Origin of the sequence: Phaeobacter sp. PT47_59 (genome assembly GCF_028890025.1) — a bacterium.
Lineage (GTDB): Bacteria > Pseudomonadota > Alphaproteobacteria > Rhodobacterales > Rhodobacteraceae > Phycobacter.
Genome location: NZ_JARCJL010000001.1, coordinates 26094 through 42662, shown reverse-complemented (window position 1 = coordinate 42662; position 16569 = coordinate 26094). Strand labels below are relative to the sequence as shown.

At 62.6% G+C, this 16569-nt stretch carries 17 protein-coding genes; 5 read left to right on the top strand and 12 right to left on the bottom strand.

From position 1 onward, the window contains the following. The first annotated feature begins 15 nt into the window (after positions 1-15). From sufC to PXK01_RS00175, 5 genes are read left to right on the top strand one after another with little or no spacing between them, the layout of a single operon-like run. Entirely contained in the window at positions 16-771 is a 756-nt protein-coding gene (sufC, locus tag PXK01_RS00195) for a Fe-S cluster assembly ATPase SufC (protein WP_274846840.1), read from the top strand. Further along, positions 772-2052, top strand: a complete 1281-nt coding sequence (locus PXK01_RS00190; protein WP_274858384.1) for a SufB/SufD family protein — start codon at positions 772-774, stop codon at positions 2050-2052. Further along, the gene (locus PXK01_RS00185; protein ID WP_274858383.1) at positions 2052-2537 is read left to right on the top strand and encodes a YIP1 family protein; all 486 of its coding nucleotides are present in this window, start codon (positions 2052-2054) and stop codon (positions 2535-2537) included. The genes PXK01_RS00190 and PXK01_RS00185 overlap by 1 nt, the downstream gene beginning before the upstream one ends. After that, a complete protein-coding gene (locus tag PXK01_RS00180) occupies positions 2534-3118 on the top strand; it encodes a YIP1 family protein (RefSeq protein ID WP_274858382.1) in 585 nt (194 codons plus the stop codon). The genes PXK01_RS00185 and PXK01_RS00180 overlap by 4 nt, the downstream gene beginning before the upstream one ends. Then, a complete protein-coding gene (locus PXK01_RS00175; protein WP_274858381.1) occupies positions 3111-4331 on the top strand; it encodes a cysteine desulfurase in 1221 nt (406 codons plus the stop codon). The genes PXK01_RS00180 and PXK01_RS00175 overlap by 8 nt, the downstream gene beginning before the upstream one ends. A gap of 18 nt (positions 4332-4349) precedes the next feature. On the opposite strand, the gene PXK01_RS00170 is transcribed toward PXK01_RS00175, so the two are convergent. From PXK01_RS00170 to PXK01_RS00115, 12 genes are all read right to left on the bottom strand, one after another. Next, positions 4350-6071: an ABC transporter ATP-binding protein gene (locus PXK01_RS00170; RefSeq protein WP_274846845.1), complete on the bottom strand. Its 1722-nt coding sequence runs from the start codon at positions 6069-6071 to the stop codon at positions 4350-4352. Continuing rightward, the gene (locus PXK01_RS00165; protein WP_274858380.1) at positions 6068-7003 is read right to left on the bottom strand and encodes an ABC transporter permease; all 936 of its coding nucleotides are present in this window, start codon (positions 7001-7003) and stop codon (positions 6068-6070) included. Before PXK01_RS00165 ends, PXK01_RS00170 begins: the two co-directional genes overlap by 4 nt. Further along, a complete protein-coding gene (locus PXK01_RS00160) occupies positions 7003-7971 on the bottom strand; it encodes an ABC transporter permease (RefSeq protein ID WP_274846847.1) in 969 nt (322 codons plus the stop codon). The genes PXK01_RS00165 and PXK01_RS00160 overlap by 1 nt, the downstream gene beginning before the upstream one ends. A gap of 51 nt (positions 7972-8022) precedes the next feature. Beyond that, the gene (locus PXK01_RS00155) at positions 8023-9582 is read right to left on the bottom strand and encodes an ABC transporter substrate-binding protein (RefSeq protein WP_274858379.1); all 1560 of its coding nucleotides are present in this window, start codon (positions 9580-9582) and stop codon (positions 8023-8025) included. A 376-nt stretch (positions 9583-9958) separates the two neighbouring features. Next, the gene (locus PXK01_RS00150; protein WP_274858378.1) at positions 9959-10903 is read right to left on the bottom strand and encodes an energy transducer TonB; all 945 of its coding nucleotides are present in this window, start codon (positions 10901-10903) and stop codon (positions 9959-9961) included. After that, positions 10900-11283 (bottom strand): ExbD/TolR family protein, encoded by a 384-nt coding sequence (locus tag PXK01_RS00145; protein WP_274858377.1) that lies wholly within the window; start codon positions 11281-11283, stop codon positions 10900-10902. Before PXK01_RS00145 ends, PXK01_RS00150 begins: the two co-directional genes overlap by 4 nt. Before the next feature lie 9 nt (positions 11284-11292). Continuing rightward, entirely contained in the window at positions 11293-11670 is a 378-nt protein-coding gene (locus PXK01_RS00140; protein WP_274858376.1) for an ExbD/TolR family protein, read from the bottom strand. A gap of 4 nt (positions 11671-11674) precedes the next feature. Next, on the bottom strand, positions 11675-12625 hold the full coding sequence (locus PXK01_RS00135) for a MotA/TolQ/ExbB proton channel family protein (protein ID WP_274858375.1): 951 nt from the start codon (positions 12623-12625) through the stop codon (positions 11675-11677). Continuing rightward, entirely contained in the window at positions 12622-13671 is a 1050-nt protein-coding gene (locus tag PXK01_RS00130) for a siderophore-interacting protein (RefSeq protein WP_274858374.1), read from the bottom strand. The genes PXK01_RS00135 and PXK01_RS00130 overlap by 4 nt, the downstream gene beginning before the upstream one ends. Positions 13672-13681: 10 nt before the next feature. Beyond that, a complete protein-coding gene (locus PXK01_RS00125; RefSeq protein WP_274858373.1) occupies positions 13682-14485 on the bottom strand; it encodes an ABC transporter ATP-binding protein in 804 nt (267 codons plus the stop codon). After that, positions 14485-15501, bottom strand: a complete 1017-nt coding sequence (locus PXK01_RS00120; protein ID WP_274858372.1) for a FecCD family ABC transporter permease — start codon at positions 15499-15501, stop codon at positions 14485-14487. Before PXK01_RS00120 ends, PXK01_RS00125 begins: the two co-directional genes overlap by 1 nt. Next, the gene (locus tag PXK01_RS00115) at positions 15498-16568 is read right to left on the bottom strand and encodes a FecCD family ABC transporter permease (RefSeq protein WP_446728408.1); all 1071 of its coding nucleotides are present in this window, start codon (positions 16566-16568) and stop codon (positions 15498-15500) included. Before PXK01_RS00115 ends, PXK01_RS00120 begins: the two co-directional genes overlap by 4 nt. Between the last annotated feature and the right edge of the window lies 1 nt (position 16569).

Sequence of the window (16569 nt, the reverse complement as noted above, 5' to 3'; positions counted from 1 at the left end):
TGAAACGAGGAAATCATGCTGGAAATCAAAAACCTGCACGTGAAACTTGAAGAAGAGGACAAGCAGATCCTCAAAGGTGTGGATCTGACGGTTGAGGCCGGCAAGGTGCATGCGATCATGGGGCCGAACGGGTCGGGCAAATCGACCCTCTCCTATGTTCTGTCCGGCAAGGACGGCTATGAGGTGACCGATGGCACCGCGACGCTGGATGGTGAGGATCTCTTGGATCTGGAGCCGGAAGAGCGCGCCGCCGCTGGCATGTTCCTCGCCTTCCAATACCCGGTGGAAATCCCCGGCGTCGGCAATATGACCTTCCTGCGCACCGCCGTGAACGCGCAGCGCAAGGCCCGTGGCGAAGAGGAACTGTCGGCCGCTGACTTCCTGAAAGTGGTGCGCGCTAAGGCCAAGACCCTGAAGATCGACGCCGACATGCTGAAGCGCCCCGTGAACGTCGGCTTCTCGGGCGGCGAGAAAAAGCGCAACGAAATCCTGCAGATGGCGATGCTGGAGCCGAAGATGTGCATCCTGGACGAGACCGACTCGGGCCTGGACGTGGATGCGATGAAACTGGTGGCCGAAGGCGTCAACGCCCTGCGCGACGAAGGCCGCGGTTTCCTGGTGATCACCCACTACCAGCGCCTGCTGGACCACATCAAACCGGACGTGGTGCACATCATGGCCAATGGCCGCATCGTGAAAACCGGCGGCCCCGAGCTGGCGCTTGAGGTGGAAAACAACGGCTATGCCGACATCCTGGCCGAGGTGGCGTAAATGGCGCTTCCGGAGGTAAAGCAAACCGCGACCGACGCGCGGCTGGCCGCGCTGACCCTGCCCACGGGCGGCTGTCTTGAGGATGCGCGCCGGGCGGCCCTGTCGCGCGTGCAGACCCTGGGCCTGCCGGGGCGGCGGGACGAGTATTGGAAATACACCCGCCCCGATACCCTGACCCAGGTTGAGGCCCCGAAGGCTGCGATCTTTGACACCGACGAAGCACCGATGTTCGACGAGTTCGACCGTCTGAAGGTGGTTTTTGTCGATGGTGTCTTTTCGCCCGAAGAGTCCGACGATCTGGCGCTTGAAGGGGTTTCCATCGAGCGGATCGCCGATATCTGCGACAAGGACATCCATTGGGCCAAGGACTTGTATGGCGTTCTTGAAGCGCGCGGTCAGTCCCCCGTGGCGCGTCCGCTGGCGGCACTCAACACCGCTTTTGCCCAGGATGGGCTGGCGATCCATGTGACCGGCAAACCGTCGAAGCCGATCAACATGATCTACCGTCATTCCGATGAAGGCTCGGATGCCATTCTGCACCATGTGATCCGTGTGGACGCAGGGGCGGAGGCCACCATTCTGGAAAACGGTCCTGCGGCGTCGCGCTTCAACAAATGCATGGAGATCGACATTGCCGACACCGGCAAGCTGCATCTGGTGCGGGCGCAGGGGCGGGATCATGAGCGCCGCGCGGCGACGCATCTGTTTGCGCGCCTTGGCACAGAGTCCGAGTTCAAAAGCTTCACCCTGACGGTGAATGGGGTTCTGACTCGCAACGAGGCCGTGATCGAGCTGACCGGCGATGATGCGATTGCCCATATCGCGGGCGCCTGTGCTGGCGATGGTGACTTCCACCATGATGATACGGTCTTTGTCACCCATGATGCGGTGAACTGCGAAAGTCGTCAGGTCTTCAAGAAGGTGCTGCGCAATGGCGCCACCGGCGTTTTCCAGGGCAAGATCCTGGTGAAGGAAGGCGCGCAAAAGACGGACGGATATCAGATTTCCCAGTCTCTGCTGCTGGACGATGACAGCCAGTTCCTGGCCAAGCCGGAACTGGAAATCTACGCTGATGACGTCGCCTGCTCGCATGGCTCCACCTCCGGTGCGATCGACGAGGATGCGCTGTTCTACCTGCGCTCGCGCGGGGTGCCGGAAGGCGATGCGACCGATCTTCTGACCCTGGCCTTCCTTGCTGAAGCGGTGGAAGAGATCGAGGATGAAGAGATCGCTGCCGCCATCGTCACGCGCCTTGAAGGCTGGCTGGCCCGGCGTCGCTGATGGCGGTGACCACCGATATCGTGGCGACCTACAGGGGGCCGCGCCGGGTGATTGCGCGGCTCCTGTCCATGGGGCCGCGCGAGGATCGTCTGCTGGCCTTCCTGATGTTCGGCTGTGCGATCGCCTTTATCGCGCAGATGCCGCGCCTGTCGCGTGAGGCGCATCTGACTGGCCAGGAGCTGAACATGCTGCTGGGTGGTGCGCTTTTGGGGCTGATCTTCATCGCGCCGCTGGCGCTATATGTGCTGTCCTGGGGCACACACCTGCTTGCGCGGCTGTTTGGCGGCACCGGAGAGTCCTACCGGGCGCGGCTGGTCCTGTTCTGGACGCTTCTGGCCTCCAGCCCGCTGTTGCTGTTGCACGGATTGGTGGCCGGTTTCATCGGTCCGGGTCCTGCGCTCACCAGTGTCGGGATTGTCTGGCTTGCGGTTGTCCTGTGGTTCTGGTTGTCCGGCATGGTCGCGGCCTACTGGGCGCGCATATGAACAGCGTGCTAAGCCTTGGCCTGTTGACACTGCGCAGCCCGGCCCAGGCCGCGCATCTGTTGCTGTCGCGCGCCTGGCCGCGAGAGGCGATCTGGACCGGACTTTTCCTGGCAGCGGTTCTGAATGCGCTCGCTTACGGGCTGATGACCGTGCTGTTTCCCTTGCCGCCGGAATTCGCGATGATGCGCCTGTCTTCGGTGACCTATGTGGCGCTGTCGGCGGGGCTTATCCTGGGCGTGTCCGTTGCCGTTACGGTTTGCGGGCGGTTCATTGGCGGGAAGGGTGCCTTTGCCGATGTCCTGGCTGTGATGATCTGGTTGCAGATCGTGCGCGTCGGCATTCAGGCGGGCTTGATCCTGGTCACGATCCTGTCACCGGGGCTGGGCGGCCTGTTCAGCCTTGTTGTGAACCTGTACCTGTTTTTTGTGCTGCTCCATTTCGTGAACGCCGCACATCGTTTCAACTCACTTTGGCGAGCCTTTGGGGTGCTTTTGATGGCAAGCCTTCTGGCCCTCTTTACACTGACATTTGTTTTGGGTCTCTTTGGCCCGGAAAACCTGGGACTGCCCGCATATGTATGATGTCGAAAAGATCCGCTCCGAATTCCCGATCCTGTCGCGGCAGGTGAACGGCAAGCCGCTGACCTATCTGGACAATGGCGCTTCGGCGCAAAAGCCTGCGGTGGTGATTGACGCCATCACGCGTGCCTATTCCGAGGAATATGCAAATGTTCACAGGGGGTTGCACTACCTTTCGAACCTTGCGACCGAGAAATATGAATCTGTGCGGGGCGTGATCGCGCGGTTTCTGAACGCGGGCGACGAAGACACGATTGTCCTGAATTCGGGCACCACCGAGGGGATCAACCTGGTGGCCTATAGCTGGGCCATGCCGCGGTTCGAACCGGGGGACGAAATCGTGCTCTCGGTGATGGAGCACCACGCCAATATCGTACCCTGGCATTTCCTGCGCGAACGGCAGGGGGCGGTGCTGAAATGGGTGGAGACGGCGCCCGATGGCAGCCTTGATCCGCAGGCGGTGATCGATGCCATCGGTCCCAAGACCAAGCTGGTTGCAGTCACCCAATGTTCCAATGTTCTGGGGACGATTGTTGATGTAAAGGCAATCACCAGGGGGGCGCATGCCAAGGGGGTGCCGGTGCTGGTGGATGGCTCGCAAGGTGCGGTGCATATGCCGGTGGATGTGCAGGATATTGGCTGCGATTTCTACGCCATTACCGGCCACAAGCTATATGGCCCCTCGGGATCGGGCGCGATCTATATCAAACCTGAACGCATGGCCGAGATGCGCCCCTTCATTGGTGGCGGTGACATGATCAAGGAAGTCACGCGCGACACGGTGATCTACAATGATCCGCCGATGAAATTCGAAGCCGGAACGCCGGGGATCGTGCAGACCATCGGTCTTGGCGTGGCGCTGGAATACATGATGGATATCGGCATGGAGAATATCGCCGCGCATGAGCGCAGCCTGTGCCAATATGCGATGGAGCGTTTCAAGGGGTTGAATTGGCTCAACATTCAAGGTCACGCCCCGGATCGTGCGGCGATCTTCAGCTTCACCATGAACAGTGCCGCCCATGCCCATGATATTTCGACCATTCTTGACAAGAAAGGCGTCGCGGTGCGGGCCGGTCAGCACTGTGCCGCCCCGTTGATGGATCATCTTGGTGTGGCCGCAACCTGCCGGGCGTCCTTTGGCCTCTACAACACCAAGGAAGAGGTCGACACGCTGATCGACGCATTGGAACTGGCCCACGAGCTGTTTGCCTGAGGCCAGTTCCGCCTTCTGTCAGGCGGGCACCGCACGATCGGTGCCAAGCAGATCCATGCGCGGCATCAGATCCAGCAGGTGACGCGAATAGTCATGGGTTGGCGCCTCGAACAGGGTCTCGGCCTCGGCAATCTCGCAGATCTGGCCGTGGCGCATAACGGCGATACGGTCGCACATCTGACGGATCACCGGCAGATCGTGGCTGATGAAGATCATCGTGAGCCCCAGTTCTTCCTGCAAGTCCTTCAAAAGGTTTAGGATTGTTGCCTGAACCGAGACATCCAGCGCCGATGTCGGCTCGTCACAGATCAGGATGCGCGGCCGAGAGGCTAGCGCGCGGGCAATCGAAATCCGCTGCCGCTGACCGCCCGAGAATTCATGCGGATACTTCAACCCTGCTGCCGCGCCGAGGCCCACGTGATCCAAAAGGTCACTGACCACTTGGCGTGTTTCGCTTTCACTGCCCGTCAGGCGATGATAGCGGATCGGCTCTGCCACGATGTCCATCACCCGCATCCGCGCATTGAGCGAGGAATATGGGTCCTGGAAAATCATCTGCAAGGCGCGGCGTGCCTGCCGGGCCGTGGCGCTGGCGGGGCGGGTGCTGACATCCTCGCCAAAGACTCGGATCTGCCCGGAATCCGGCTGGTACAGCCCCGCGATCATCCGCGCGATGGTGGATTTTCCTGATCCGGATTCGCCAACGATCCCAAAGGTTTCGCCTGCAGCCACCGAAAACGTGGCATCATCCACCGCCTGCAACATACGCCGATTGCGTTTGAGCAGTGACTTTTGCAGCACGAAGGAGAGGTTGAGGTTGTCGACCTCAACGGCTGCCTTTGCCTGGCGGTCACTGCGGGCCTGGCCCAGCCAGTGGTTCTGCACGTCGATACGGCTAAAGGGCTTGGCGTCGCCTTCGATGTAATCGACCGAGGTAAAGCGCTCCAGCTTGCGATCCGCGCGGGGCACGGCGGCAATCAGCGACTTGGTATATTCGTGATTGGGGGCGCCGAGGATCTGCGCCACATCGCCGGTTTCCACCACTTCACCGCGGTACATCACCACCACGCGATCCGCGATATTTGCAATAACGCCAATGTCATGGGTGACAATTATGACCCCGAGGTTTCGCTCACGGCATAGGCGTTTCAAGAGATCCAGGATCTGCGCCTGGATCGAAACATCCAGCGCCGTGGTCGGTTCATCCGCGATGATCAGATCGGGGTCACCAGCCAGCGCCAAGGCAATCACCACCCTTTGGCGCATGCCGCCCGAGAATTGGTGCGGATAGGCCTTGAGCCGCGCCTTGGCCTCGGTGATACCAACCTGAGCCAGCAGTTCTTCGGCACGGGCTTCGGCATCTGCACCTGTCAGGCCAGTGGTTTTTTCAATGGTTTCAACCAGCTGCGCGCCGATGGTCATCAGCGGGTTGAGCGAGGTTTGCGGATCCTGAAAGATCATGCCGATCCGGTCGCCCCGGATCGTGCGCATCTCATCCTCGTCACGCCCGCGCAGCTCTTCGCCCTGGAATAGGATCGAGCCCCCGGCAACGCGTCCCGGCGTTTCCAAAAGGTCGATGATGGCATTGCCGATGGTGGATTTCCCGGCCCCGGATTCGCCGACCAGACCGACAACTTCGCCCGGGTTCACGGTCAGCGACACATTGCGCGCCGCTTTGACCGTGCCGCGACGGGTGGGGAACTCGACATCGAGCCCTTCGATTTTCAACAGTTCAGTCATCGTAGCTTCGGATTGAGGGCATCCCGCATCCAGTCTCCCAGCAGGTTCACTGCGAAGACCAGGACAACAAGTGCGATTGCAGGGAAGAAGGTGATCCACCAGAGGCCTGAGAAGAGGTATTCATTGCCCACCCGGATCAGCGTGCCAAGCGACGGGGTGGTTGGCGGAATGCCCTGGCCGAGGAAGGACAGGGTTGCCTCGGAAATGATCGCCAGCGCAAGGCCGATGGTGGCAATCACCAGGACGGGGCGCAATGTGTTGGGGAAGATGTGGCGGATCATGATCAGCCAGCGGGGCAGGCCGATGATACGTGCCGCCTGCACATATTCCTTGTTCGCCTCGACCAGCGTGGCTCCGCGCGCCACACGGGCAAACTGCGGCCAGTCGGTCAGGCCAATGGCGACGATCACCACGTAGATGGCGAAATCGTCTCGTAGTTCCAGTGGTAGAACTGCGCGGCCTATCCCGTTGATCAGAATGGCCAATAGGATACCCGGGATGGTCAGTTGAACGTCCGCGATGCGCATGATGATGGCATCGGTCATGCCGCCGACATAGCCCGAGACGACCCCAAGCGTGACGCCGAGAACCATGCCAAGGCACACCGCAGCCAGGCCCACGATGATCGACAGGCGGCCACCGTAGAGAATGGTCGACAGCATGTCGCGGCCCTGGTTGTCGGTGCCCAAGAGGTACTGGGGCTGCCCGCCCTCGACCCAGGCCGGGGGAAGCTTGCCATCCCAGAGCGAGATCTGGGCCGGATCGAACGGGTCAAACGGCGCAAGCAGCGGGGCAAAGACGCAGGCCAGGATCATCAGGAGGGTGACAATGGCTGCGATCACCGCTCCGGGCGAATGGAAAAAGGACCAGACGATGTCATTGTCCTTGAAGCGTTCCCAGCGCGTGGCCGGGCGGTCGGTTGGAAGGCTCATCAGGACCCCAGGCGAATTCGAGGATCGACGACGAAATAGAGGATATCGACGATCAGATTGATCAGAACAAAGAGCAGCGCGACAAAGACCAGATAGGCGGCCATGATCGGAACATCCACGAAATCAACGGCCTGGATGAACATCAACCCGGTGCCGGGCCATTGGAAGACGGTTTCGGTGATCACGGAAAAGGCGATCAGCCCACCGATGTTGAGACCGATGATGGTGATCACCGGCACCAGCGTGTTGCGTAGGGCGTGGCGGAAGTTGATCGCGCGTTCGGCCAGGCCGCGGGCGCGTGCGAATTTGATGAAATCGGTGCGCATCACCTCCATCATCTCGGCCCGCACCAGACGCAGGATCAGCGTCAGCTGGAACAGCGACAGGGTGATCGCGGGCAAAAGGATCGCCCGCCAGCCATCGACGGTCAGCAGCGAGGTTTTCCACCAACCCAGATCAACCGTGCCGCTGCGCCCTGAGGACGGCAGCCAGCGCAGGTGCACCGCAAAGACATAGATCAGCGCGATACCGATGATGAAGGTCGGCAGGCTCACCCCGATGAGAGAGGTGGACAGGATCACCCGGCTGACCCAGGATTTGCGCCGGATCCCGGTATAGACGCCCAGTGTAATACCAACGGCCAAGGCTATGATTGCGCTGACAAAAACCAGTTCAAGCGTGGCGGGAAGGCGTTCCAGGATCAGCTCGTCCACCGGGCGCTTGATCCGGTAGCTGAGGCCGAAATCGCCGCTCAGGATATTGCCCATGAAGCGGGTGTACTGGGTCAGGATCGGATCATCCAATCCCAGTTGCTGGCGGATTTCGATCCGCTGTTCACGTGTCGCGTCCTGGCCAACCATGTTGTTGACCGGATCGCCGACGAAGTTGAACAAGGAAAAACTGATGGCCGAAACCACAGCCATGACAAGCAATGACTGGGCCAGACGTTTGAGAATGAAAGTGGTCATTGATCCCCCAGAGCATCTGGGGCGGACAGGATGCCCGCCCCAAGGCTCAAGTTACTTCATCACGGCAAAGCGCGGGCGGAAGGCATCATCCGCCGAGATCGGGATTTCGACCTTGTCGGAGATGCCCCAGGCCAGAACCTGGTGATGGATCGGAACGTAAGGAATGTCGGCCTTCACCAGATCCCAGGCCTCACCGATCAGCGCGGTGCGCTTGTCGATGTCGATCTCGGTGGTGATGGCGCTGGTGATCTCGTTCACGCGGGCATTGTTGTAGCCGGTTGCGTTCCAGGATCCCTTGCCGTCCAAGAGGTAGGAGAAGACATAGTGGCTGTCCAGCGTCGGCACGCCCCATCCCAGCATGTAGAAATCGGATTCACGCTTCTGGATCTTCGGGAAGTGCTGCGCCTTCGGGATCGCGTCCAGGTTCACCTTGACGCCAACCTTGGCCAGCATGGCAACCGCGGCCTGACAGATCTTCTCGTCGTTGTTGTAGCGGTTGTTCGGGCAGTCAAGCTGGATCGAGAACCCATCGGGATAGCCCGCTTCGGCCAGCAGCGATTTCGCCTTTTCGGGATCAAACCCATAGGAGGCATCGTTGTCCGGGGTGTTGCCCAGAACACCCGGTGGGGTGATCATGCCGGTCGGGAAGGAGAGCCCCTCCATCACCACGCGCTGGATTGCGGCCTTGTCGATTGCCAGGTTAAAGGCTTCGCGTACCCGCTTGTCCTTGAACGGATTTCCTTCGACGTTGGAGCTGCGCAGCTGGTCCACGCCCTGATCCATGCCAAAGAAGATCGAACGGATCTGCGCCACGGTGGAGACACCCAGACCGTCAGCTGCCTCGATCCGTTTCAGATCCTGCAGTGGCGGGTCCAGAACAAAGTCGACTTCACCCGACAGAAGCGCGGCAACGCGGGTGGCGGCGTTTGCAATCGGGCGGTATTCGATCTTGTCGATATTGCCGGGGAACAGGCCTTCGCCCCACCAGTCGCCATTGCGGGCCAGCACCGTCAACTCATCGGGCGCGCGGCTCACCAGGGTGAAGGGACCGGTGCCATTGGCATTGCGCACCGCATAGGTTTCTTCCTTGGCCTTGAAGTCCTGCGGGGCGGTCACGTTGTTCGCCTCGGCCCAGCCCTTGTCCATCATGTAGATGGAGGTCAGCTGGTTGGGCAGGATCGGGTTCGGCCCGTCGGTGGTCAGCTTGACGGTGTAATCGTCAATCACCTCGACCGCGGTCACGTTCTTGGCCTGCTCCTTGTAGTCGGAGGCCTCGTGCTTGGCGCGCTCGAAGGAAAACACCACGTCCTCGGCGGTGAAATCCGCACCATCATGGAACTTGACGCCCTGGCGCAGCTTGAAGGTCCAGCCATCGGCTCCGGCTTCCCAGCTTTCGGCCAGTTCCGGCTGCAGGTTCATCGCCGCATCGCGGGTGACGAGCGATTCATAGATCTGACCGTTCATTGCGATGGTCGGGCCTTCGTTCTGCGAATGGGGATCCATGGTCAGGGCGTCGCCCTGGCTGGTCCAACGCAGGACGTTTTCCGCCAGCGCCGGGCTGGCAGCGGCCATCGCCAGCAGCGAGACCGTAAACATTTTTTTGAAGTGCATTATTTTCTCCCTGTTTAAAAACAAGCTCCCGACCTGTCCCGGTGGTGAGCTCAGACATTGGAACGTGACGCTATCCTTTCAGAGGGCTTCATGGTGAACCATGTTGGCGCCAATCGTGGAACGGATCAAGCCTGATCCAGTGCTGCGCGTGTCTTGCGCTACAGATCCCGGTGCGGGGGCAGTCTTTTGACCACCTGTTGGGCAGTGGGCCTGATCTGCCCGGTCAGCGAGAAGTGGGCGATCGATCTAGCGGCGGGCTAGGGTTGTTCGGCACCGGGAGATCAGCGCAGGTCTAATCCAACCTGATGAATAACCGTTGATATATTGTCGATTTTGGGTGCGGAGAGACGCGCGCCGTAGGGGCCAAAGCCGAAGCCTATTTCGAGAAGGTCATCTGCAGATTGAAGGTCATCTGCGACACCTGCAGCTTTTTCGGTGCGCTGGGAAACTTGCCTGCGCGGGTGATGGCCTGCAGGGCCGCCTTGTCGAAAGCGGGCGTTCCGGAGGATTTTGTGACTCTGTGGCTGATCAACTGGCCGGTTCGGGACACCACCAGCTGAACGACCACACGACCCTGACCACGGGCGCCTGCGGGGTATCGCTTGCGCCGCTCGATGCGCGCGCGGATCTTGGCGCCCCAGATCGATTTCAGCTTTGCGCTTTGACCGGCGTTGCCCGTTGCGACGTCGGATCCACCGGAGCGGCCCGCCTGAGCGGAGGCGCCCGAGCCTGCCGCGCGCTGCCCCGCGACCCCGGCAGAGTTCTGTTCCGCCTTACGCGCATCTGCGGGCGCGGGCTCGGGTTTGGGCGCAGGTTTTGCAGGCTTGGCGGGGGTCGGTTCGGGTGCGGGCTGCGGTTCCGGAACAGGCTCGGGTTCTGGTGCCGGGTCTGGTACCGGCTCTGGCTCTGGTTCTGGTTCTGGTTCTGGTTTTGGCTCGGGGGCGGGCTCTGGCTCTGGCTCGGGTGGGGGCGGGGCTGTGGATGTATCCACGGCCAGGGATTCGTCTGTCTCAGGCTCGCGCAGCCGGGTTTCAATGGCCGCCCGCGGTGCCGTTGCCAGTTCGAACTGGGGCACGGTCGGCGCCAATGCTGCCGCGGTGGGGTCTTCAAGCCGCGTGTCCAGCTGGGGCCTGGCCTGAACCGGGCGCTGCCAAGTTTCCACCAGGTCGGCAATGGTTGGATCTGCGGCCTGGAGTGTCACCATCGCATCCCCGCCCGCACCGCTGGATTGAGACCCGGAGCGGGGCGCGATTGCAAAGAACGCCACATGCAGCAGTGCGGCAATCCCGCCGAATGCGATGAATTCGCCTGTGCGTTTCACGGCGCACCGACCACCATCTCGGCGCGGCTGAGGCCAGCCTCCGCCAGGTTACGCAGGATGACGGCCAGCGCCTTTGCCTCCAGCTTGGCATCGGCGCGCAGCTGAATGATGGGCGCATCCGCGCTGAGGCTGGCAAGATGTGCAAGCGCGTCAGGGCCTTCGTGGCCATCAAAATGCATGCGCCCCGTGGCATCGACAAACAGCACCGGCTCGGCTTGTGCTTCGGTCTCCAAATCCGCCTCGGGCGGAGTCACGTCAAAGGGTTCGGGATCGGCCAGCCGGGAGGTCATCAGGAAGAAGATCAACAGCAGGAACACCACGTTGATCATTGGAACGATGGATTCCCGGGCTGGGCGGCGTGGCGGTTCACTCAGATCCATTGACGCCTCCTATTCCACCAGTACAAAGGCGGTATGGCCAGCCTGCGACAGCAGCCGGGTGATATCGGTGATGCGCTGAACATCGGCGCCATCCCGGCCCCGCAGGATCAACAGGTCGTCAGGTTTGGTCATCAGCGGAGCGATGGCCGAGGTCAGCCTGTCATCTGCGACCGGCACGCCGTTGATATCCAGGCTGTCAGGGCCGATCCCGATCAGCCGCGGCGGGCCGGAGTAGCTCCCGCCCGCGCCCGCCAGCGGCAGGTCGATGACCGCGTCCACGCCAAAGCGCGAGGCCAGCATGAAGAAGACCAGCAGCAGAAAGACCACGTCGATCATCGGCGTGAGGCTTGGCTTGCGCCGGGGGCGTGGAGGATCGGTGAACGCCATCGGGTTACTCGGCGGCCTGGGTCGGTTTATCCGGAGAAGCTGCGATGAACAGGCGGGTGGCGCTGTCCTCGATATCGCGGCGCATGCGCCCGATGACTGCTTCGAACCAGGTCAGGGCGGCAGAGGCCGGGATCGCCACCGCCATGCCGGCCGCCGTGGTCAGCAGGGCCTCCCAGATGCCCCCGGCCAGCAGGGCGGGATCCGCCTTGGATCCTGCCGCCTGCAGCGCCTGAAAGGCCGCGATCATGCCAAGCACGGTGCCAAGAAGACCCAGAAGCGGCGCGATGGTGGCGATCAGTTCCAGCGCGCCCAACCCGGTTGCCGCGCTGCCAAGGTGCAGTTTGGCGACCCGAGCGGTTTCCTCGCGGGCGCGATCCTCGGGCAGGCGGTCCAGGGCTTCCAGCGCCGCCGTGACCACCTTCGAGCGGATCCCCATGCGCCCCTGGACGATGGTGAGCGCCCTGTCGGCGTGTCCCTGTTCATATGCGACGATTGCTTGGATGGCCTTGCCGCGGGACCAGGCGCCGATCAGGGCCAGGCGCCAGAACTTCCACAGGATCAGCGCCAAGGTCATCACCGACAGGGCGGCGATGGCCCAGATCGACGGGCCGCCATCATGGAGGAATTTCAGTGCCGCTTCGCTGGCATCACGCAGCCGCTCCGGCAACGGCCAATCCGCCGGGATCCGCTGAGGTTCGGCACTAGGCTCCTCAAGCGGGTCAAGGGCCTCGTGCTCTGAAGCTGCAGGAATCGGCGCGGTCGTCTGCGGTGCAGCGGGGGCGGCGGTCACGGTGGTTGGAGCGACGGTTGTGGTGGCGTCAGGCTGAGCTGAACCGGGGGCTGTGGTGGCAATCTCAGGCACCGGTGCCGATGGCGCACCCTGTGCCAGGGCGCAGGGAGCTGTCAGGGCAAGGAGGGGCAAGAGGATCGAGCCAACCGAAAAATGCGCGCTCATGATGTGCTCCAATATGCTGCGATATAGCTCGTTCCGGGTGCAGGCTTGCTGTCGCTCAATGCAGCCCGCAGTTTCTGCACCTCCGACTTTTCACAGGCAAACCACAAATAGCTCTCAGGGTTGCTCCGATGCGCCGATAGGGCCCGTGCCATGAGGCCCTGTTCGTCCCCCCGGTCGATCCAGCTGAGCGAAATCCCCTGAGGTGCGCTGATCGGATAGCCCCGATCGCCGCCTTTGGTCAATAAGGTGACCTGACCCTGGCTGTGCTGCGGCAGGGTTTCCAGGATCCGCGCCACGGCGGGCAGGGCGGTCTCATCGGCAAACATCAGGATGTTCGAGGTGTCGGGAATACCGCCGCCGCCTGGTCCGGCGATCGCCAGTCTGTCGCCCGGGTTGGCCTGTTGCGCCCAGGCCGTGGCGCGCCCGCCTTCGTGCAGGAAGATGTCGAACTCCATGATGCCCGTGTGGTGATCGATCCGTCGGGTCGTATAGACCGGCCGGTGCAGCGCCTTCTCGCCCTTTGGCCATATGGTTGCGCCGTTTTCATCCACCCTGGGCCAGTCCGGTTCCGTGCAACCTGCCGGAGGCAGCAACAGGCGAAAATGGATGGCATCGTCCTGAAAGCTTTTGAGGCCTTTCGTCCGGACCCGGACCCGCAGGTAATCGGTGCCCAGGGGTGTGATGGATTCGACGGTGGTGAAATGCACGTTGGGCGGCAGCACGCCGCTGCTGCCCGCATCCGACCAGCGGAGCGCCTGGGCGGCCGCAGCGTCCACCTCTTTCAGGTGCTCGGTAATCCCTTCCTTCAGCATGTGAAGCCGATCCGGCAGGGCCGCAGTCACCTGGATTGCAACACCGCGCGCCCTGGCGGAAAACCGGTATTCCCCGAAGGCCGGGACCTCAACCGTGAGCGCATCGTCGCCGCTGGTTTGGGTCGGAAGGCCATGATCCTGCGCCATGGAAATCAGCGCATCGCGCAGCCCGGCAAAGGCCAGATCTGAAATCTCGGCCTGGGCAGAGATCGGGTAGGGTTCGCTGATGGTCATTTATGCCTCGCTATTCGGGGATCACATGTGGCGTGCCATGGACGGGATCGGGAATGATCCGGCAGGCCAGTCCAAAGACGGATCGCATGATATCCTCGGTGATCACCTCTTGTGCGGAGCCCTGACGGTGGACCTTGCCGTCCTTCAGCGCGATGACGCAAGTGGCAAAGCGGGCCGCCAGGTTGATATCATGCAGGACCATGGCCACGGTGCGACCGGTGTCCCGGTTCAACCGCGCGATCAGTTTCAGAAGCTCGATCTGATGTGGCAGGTCCAGATAGGTGGTGGGTTCGTCCAGCAGCAGGATATCGGTGTCCTGCGCCAGTGCCATGGCGATCCAAGCGCGCTGTCGTTGCCCCCCAGAGAGCGTGTCCAGCGGCCGTTCTGCGTGCTGGGTCATATCGGTCAGCTCAAGCGCCTCGGCCACGGCCGTTGCATCCTGATGGGACCATTGGCGCAGGGCCGACTGATAGGGGGTGCGGCCCCGTGCCACCAGATCGCGCACCGTCAGCCCCTCGGGCGCGGTGGCGGTTTGCGGCAGGATCGCCAGGCGCCTGGCAACGGATCGGCTGGGCTGGCGGTGGATCGCCTTGCCATCCAGCACCACCTGACCCCTGGTCGCAGGCTGCAGGCGGGCAAGGGTTTTTAGCAGGGTGGATTTACCGCAGGCATTGGGGCCGACGATCACCGTCAGCTCCCGGTCGGGAATGGCCACGCTGAGATCTTCCAGGATCGGGGCGCGGCTTGAATAGCTGGCACTCAGATCCTTGGCCTGCAGGCGGGCCGCGGCCAGGGCGGGGGCGGTATCAGGCATCAAAACTGTCCTTTGCGGAATTGGGCCAGCAGTAACCAGATCAGCACCAGGGCTCCGATCAGGGCGGTGAAGACACCGGTTGGCAGTTGGATCACCGGCACCAGGCGCGCGGCGGTATCGGCAAGGAGCGTGATCAGCGCCCCCGTGGCAGCGGCTCCCAGCAGGGCGGGCCTGCCATCCGCGACCATGCGCCGGGCGATGGGGCCTGCGGCAAAGGCGACAAAGGGCAGGGGGCCCGCGCAGCTCACGGCCAGGGCGGCCAGCAACAGCCCAACTGCGGTCAGGGCCAGGCGTAGCGGGGTCAGGGCAAGCCCGAGGCCCTGGGCGATGGCATCCTCCATCGCCATCCGTTGCAGCGGCAGGTGCAGCCAGAACAGCATCGGTGCCAAGAGCGCCAGGCCGCCCCAGACCCATGCGGCATCGCTCCAATCGCGTGCATTGAGCGATCCGGTCAGCCATTGCGACATGGCGGCGGCGTTCTGGATCTCCATGCGGCTCATCAGCAGATCGGTTCCGGCGCTCAGTGCCAGGCTGGCGCCAATGCCGGTCAGGATCAGTCGGGCGGGCGACAGGCCGTTCTTCCAGGCCAGCGCCGTCACCAGGATCGCGGCCAGCAAGGCTCCGATAATGGCGCCCGGCAGGATCATGGCCCCGGTCAGCACCATGGCCGAAAGCGCTCCGAACCCGGCGCCTGCGGTGAAGCCGATCACATCCGGAGACGCCAGCGGGTTGCGCATCATTGCCTGGAAGATGGCGCCGGACAGGCCAAAGGCCATGCCCACACCCAGGGCTGTCACCACCCGTGGCAGGCGGTTTTCCAGCAGGATCAGGCGCTGCAAATCACTGCCACCTCCGGTCAGCACCCGCAGCGCCTCTGCCATGGTCAAAGGATAGCTGCCGAGGTTCAAGGCCAGGATGCTGAAGGTTGCCAGCAAGGCAAACAGGCCGAGGCCGATCCATCCGGCCCGGCGCGAGATGCGCAGCGACAGCGAAGAGATGCGGAGAGTCCAGATCATAGCGTGCCGACCCCATGGCGGCGCACCAGCCAGATCAGCATCGGGCCGCCGATCAATGCAGTCATCACCCCTGCCTGCATATTGCCGCCAAAAAGAGGCAAACGACCCAGCAGATCCGCAGCCAGCAGCAGGCAGGCGCCCAATGAGCTGGAAAACAACACCGTCCACCCGAGGCCGGGACCGGCGATCCAGCGCGCCAGATGCGGGACGATCAAGCCGACAAATGCAATCGGGCCGGCCAGGGCAACCGATGCGCCGCACAACACCACGATGGCCAGTCCGGCGATCAGGCGGGCAAGCCCGGTGCGCACACCCAGCCCCCTGGCAATCTCCTCACCAAGGCTGAGCGCATTGAGACCATATGTGGCCGCAGCCGCCAGCACCGCGCCAAGGCCCAGGAAGGGCAGTAGCGGGTAAATCATCTCTGCCTGAATGCCGTCGAAACCGCCAAGCACCCAGAACCGATAGACGTCAAGCGCCTGCTGGCTGGCCAGAAGCAGCCCGCGGGTCAGTGCCATGAACAGCGCGCTGACCGCGGCCCCTGCAAGGATCAGGCGCAGGACGCTGGCGCGGCTGCCGCCCCCCACGAAATAGACCAGACCGGCTGCGATGAACCCGCCCGCCAGGGCCGCCCAGATGAAATCGGCGGGATCGCTCGTGTTGAGAACAAGAATACAGAGAACAACCCCCAGGGCCGCGCCTCCGTTGACGCCAAGAAGCCCGGGGTCGGCCAGGGGATTACGGCTGAGCGCCTGGATCAAGGCTCCGGCGGTGCCCAGCGCGGCGCCGGTCAGCAGGGCGGCGCAGAGCCGGGGGAGCCGCATGGTCTGCACCACGATATGCTCTGCAATATCGCCGTCATATGCGGTCAGAGCCATCCAGATCTCCGACCAGTGGGTCGCCCGGATGCCAAAACGCAGCGACATCACCGCCAGAGCGATCACCAGCAGAATGGACCCGGCAAACCACAAGGATCGTGGATGAGATCGTGGATGGGGGCGTGAAAGGGGAGGGAGATCCGTAGCAGGCTGTACAGCCGCCACGGCACCGGGGGTCGCGCGGGTCATC